This is a genomic window from Ruegeria sp. BHSC026, from assembly GCF_059613065.1.
The window spans coordinates 1-3,513 of sequence record NZ_JBXWRV010000035.1 but is presented as its reverse complement, the minus strand read 5'-3'; the positions used below and the strand labels follow the sequence as shown (position 1 = coordinate 3,513).

Sequence of the window (3,513 nt, the reverse complement as noted above, 5' to 3'; positions counted from 1 at the left end):
ACGGCATAAGGACATAAGCACAACGCAACGCTACATTGACTACAACGAGAGCAAGCTTCGAAATGCAATTGAACTCACCTAAAAAAATTTAAATATAAAATCACTGCCTTAGAAGAGCATCAATTACATCGCTCTCACACTCTTCTATCTTGTTCTTCACGTCTACGCACTTTCGATTGAACACAAATGTCGAAAACCAGAACAGTAAAACGGGAAGCACGACGTACCAAAAGACTAAAAAGAGTAACTTCGCGCAACTAAGCAAATAATCTGGTGTGATCGCAGCGACCACTAAACCCAAAAGCGACACAAGCAAGAAGATGAGGGCGACCACAAACAGAGACTTGCTCAAACTACCCAATTCGATTTCTAGCTTCAGCAATGCCGCATCTACTTGACCAACACTATGTCTCTGACCACTTAACTTGTTGGCATTGACCGTTTCACGCAAGTTCGCGGCCTTGCGTCTCAGCGTCGCTACACCTGACGAGCCAACAACTTGCACCACCGTCAATGCCAAAAATAGACCAACGCCCACTTCCATTACACTGGAAAGTGCTGATACGGTAACATCACTACCTAAGGCTGAACACATATGACAAAATACGTTTTTGAAGTATGACATCATCAATAGCCCTAAATCAGTTGCTGGCTAATCGCCAGATGCAACCTATAGATTTGGCTGAGCGTACTGGCATCAATTTGCAAACGTTGGAAGACGCTGCAAGCGGTGAAGACGTTCTTGACGAAAACGAGGTTGCCGCTGTTGCAAAAGCGTTAGCTGTTCCTGTGCCTGCTCTGTTCTCAGAACACAAGCTTACGCTGTCAGAAGTCCCAGATTTTCGTAAGAAAACGCCTCGACCAGGGCTATTTGACTCTGGCACAATTTCCGCGATTGGTTATGTGGAGAGTGTGTCTCTGGCCTTGGCTGAGCTGCCCACATCTACAGAATTCGACAGAAGCATCGAAAGTTATTCTGGTCCCCTAACGAAATCAAAAGCCAAGTCTCTTGCGGCTGATTGGCGGAAAAGGTGGGGGATTTCGGACCAAGAGCAACTCGAATGGCGCAGCGCGCACAAAGTCTACTCAAGCCTTCGATCCTTCATTGAAAGTCACGGAATATTCGTACTCCACAGATCCTTTGGCTCAGATGAAGTAGCAGGCATCTATACAAAAGTAGACGGTGGCCCACATACAATTGTGATCAACTCAACTAAGTCGAGCAAGGCTAGAAAGCTGTTTACGCTTGCACATGAGTTTGCACATGTACTGCTTCGCGCATCAGGCGCGTCCAATCCATCCGTGCTTAAGAATAGAGTAGAAACGTTCTGCAACCAGTTTGCGGCTTTTCTACTTGCTCCAGATCAACTGGTAAAAAATGCGATTAGACGTTTTGGCTACGATCCAAGAAGCAATTGGGATCAGATTCGGCTACTTGCAAACAACTTGGGGGTGAGCCAGCAGTGCACTGTACTAAGGCTAGTCGAACTGGGTTTTTTTTCACCAGAGCAATACGGTGCTTGGAGAAAACAGTTCTCTGGCGTCGTACCACCAGCTGATACAGCTGATCCTCCACAAACGGGTTCTGGCGAAGACAACACATTAGCGAGCAAACGAACACTTTATGGCAGTGCGCTAATAACCCGCATAGCTTCAGCTAAACGCGAAGGCTGGCTGGACGACGTAGACGTCTACAGAATAATAGGCCTTAAACCCAAGTATCAAAAACCTTTGCTGGGGATCTAGTATAGATGCCAGCGAAGACAGTTGATGCCAAGTACCTGATGGATACGTACGGGCTTAGAGCGGCTTTCAATTCAAGCGACAACGCTATTCGTTCGTCCGTAATCTCGTCCTTGGAAACGGGCGAACTTAGGGTTATGCGAGCAGCAAGCGACGACTTAAAGAACCTTGACGAAGATGCGTACGCAGATTTTCAAGCTTCCGTTAGCTCAAAGAAGTACATAAAAACACTTAACAAACACGAGACTATCCGTGCGAGTCTCATGAACAAATATGGCGCCAGCATATTTGGCAGATCACCATCTCCTGAGTGTTTTGAAGCGCTCGCAATTTGCGCGACTGAAGGGCTTTGCTTCGTAACTAGCGGCAAGCCCCTGAATGATAGCAACAAGATCAAACAAAAGTGCAAACTGAACGGCGTCAGCGTGATGTCACTATCAGAGTTTTCTAGTCTTTCCCCATAGCCCAGCGAGTTCTCAAGTTAAATAAGCGCGACTTAGGCATTTTTAGCTTAGGCGCTTACTTCTTGAGCTTCTTCTGGCTAGTTGCTCGTTTCACATTCGCGAAGTAGATCGTACCTGGGCGGACGTGCTTAACCCCTGCCGTGCAGCACAAATAGACGCCTATATCAAAGTGGTTCATTTTTGCCTTTTTGTGCGGAGCATTTGGAGCAACGTTAAGAGTTGGTCCTCTGTAATTCGCGACTTGCTGACCATCTATGTAGACGATGATTTGTCCGTCTGCCTTATGGGACCATTTGGCGTAGACTTGAAAGTTTCGCCATTGGTTTTTGAAGTCACGCATGTTCATCAACGGAATGCGGGCAATGTCCCTGCAATCGTGATTTGCAGCGTTGCGCGGCGCTTGGAGACGCAAATAGATAGTATTTCCTTCGCTCTTGCGTGTGGAGTGGTTGATTGAAGCATGAGGGCACGCACCGCCCTTCCACTGAGTGAAAATGTAACTTCCCTTGGTCTGTGACCCTTGTGTAGGAAAGCTCGCTGGAACAAGCATATCCCACCCATACCAAGCCTCTGAAGGTTGAGCGAAAATCCAAGTGCCGTCGCTCTTTGCTTCCCTAAGCATTGAACGGACAGAACCATAGGAACAGTCACCCTTACCTGTTCCATCGCCGTAGGCTGATGTTACGCAATCACCGCCATAGATCGAAAATGAATGGACACGCTTTGCTTTGATACCGTCTACTTTACGCAGCCGCTTGTAGGAATTTGGTAAATTAGAAGCATCCTGATCAAATCTCAGGCTTCCCGCGCTAGATGGATCACTGAACGTCACCAAGGCAATTGCTGCCATCAAAACTATTTGCAAAACAGAAATTTTCACTACCTCAATCCTCTAACTTTTCTCATTCACGCGAAGCACGAGTAGCTCACACTTCATCTATAAGTGCCAAATTGGGACTTGTTGCGCGTACCAGTCAAGCCCTATGTTGTAAGACAACTAGTTTGCAGCTTTGGGCTTAAGCATGGCAGGGATTGAAAAATTAGCACGTCTGAAGCAACTGCTACTTGGCATGGAGCAGGACTTAGGGATTGATGATTTAAGTGCCGTTCAGAGAAATATTGTGTACGCTGCAACGCTCCTGAGCGAGACTTCAAAAACGGTTGAGACGGAAGAACTGCGGCAACATGAATTGCTGAATGGTGTGTCGCGTAGCGCCTTTTTTCGAGCATTGCGAGAACTAGTAGCAGCAGGGTACTTACAACACGCGCAGGGGCGACAACGATCGTCGTATGTCGTGTCGAAAGA

5 protein-coding genes are annotated in these 3,513 nt (G+C 47.1%); 3 read left to right on the top strand and 2 right to left on the bottom strand.

The genetic code is table 11. The features are described from left to right. Positions 1-100: 100 nt before the first annotated feature. Positions 101-625 carry a hypothetical protein gene (locus AC2FME_RS18310; protein ID WP_496801206.1) on the bottom strand — a complete coding sequence of 175 codons (525 nt, stop codon included), beginning with the start codon at positions 623-625 and terminating at the stop codon, positions 101-103. A gap of 20 nt (positions 626-645) precedes the next feature. Here AC2FME_RS18310 and AC2FME_RS18305 point away from each other — a divergent pair, with 20 nt between their 5' ends. Together AC2FME_RS18305 and AC2FME_RS18300 are read left to right on the top strand one after the other, a co-directional pair. Further along, positions 646-1,746: an ImmA/IrrE family metallo-endopeptidase gene (locus AC2FME_RS18305; RefSeq protein WP_496801205.1), complete on the top strand. Its 1,101-nt coding sequence runs from the start codon at positions 646-648 to the stop codon at positions 1,744-1,746. Between the two features lie 5 nt (positions 1,747-1,751). Beyond that, positions 1,752-2,207: a hypothetical protein gene (locus AC2FME_RS18300; RefSeq protein ID WP_496801204.1), complete on the top strand. Its 456-nt coding sequence runs from the start codon at positions 1,752-1,754 to the stop codon at positions 2,205-2,207. A 55-nt stretch (positions 2,208-2,262) separates the two neighbouring features. Here AC2FME_RS18300 and AC2FME_RS18295 read toward each other — a convergent pair whose 3' ends face one another. Further along, complete coding sequence (locus tag AC2FME_RS18295) at positions 2,263-3,057, bottom strand: heparin lyase I family protein (RefSeq protein WP_496801203.1); 795 nt, start codon at positions 3,055-3,057, stop codon at positions 2,263-2,265. 172 nt (positions 3,058-3,229) lie between these two features. Between AC2FME_RS18295 and AC2FME_RS18290 the strand changes: the two genes are divergently transcribed. After that, positions 3,230-3,513 (top strand): hypothetical protein (locus tag AC2FME_RS18290; protein WP_496801202.1); only part of this gene is annotated, 284 nt, incomplete at its 3' end.